At 62.4% G+C, this 274-nt stretch carries 1 protein-coding gene; it reads left to right on the top strand.

What is annotated here, in order from left to right:
- On the top strand, positions 1-218 hold a 218-nt coding region (locus tag LD028_RS08955), incomplete at its 5' end, for a hypothetical protein (RefSeq protein WP_237811611.1).
- Between the last annotated feature and the right edge of the window lie 56 nt (positions 219-274).

The raw sequence follows: 274 nt of genomic DNA, 5'->3' as shown, positions 1-274 counted from the left end.
AACAATCTCCCGGACAGGGAGAACCGGCCGCACAGTCGTCTGCCCATTCCGCCGGCGGACAGACAGACGGCCCGACCGCGAACCCGGCGCCCGCCGGAGAAGGCGCCAAACCGGCTCCGTCCAAGGTAAATCCGGTGGTCACCGCTTCTCTCATGGGCGGCCTGATCATCGTTTTCGGCAGCTTGTTCTGGCTCGCCAAACGAAAGAAATGGATCTAACCGTCCATATCGAAAAAACGGGAGCGACCTCTTCCGCGCGGGGAGGTCTCTCTCCG

Origin of the sequence: Anoxybacillus sp. LAT27 (assembly GCF_022030075.1) — a bacterium.
Classification (GTDB): domain Bacteria; phylum Bacillota; class Bacilli; order Bacillales; family Anoxybacillaceae; genus Anoxybacillus; species Anoxybacillus kestanbolensis.
The sequence above is the reverse complement of the archived record's forward strand: the minus strand, read 5'-3'. Positions and strand labels throughout refer to the sequence as shown.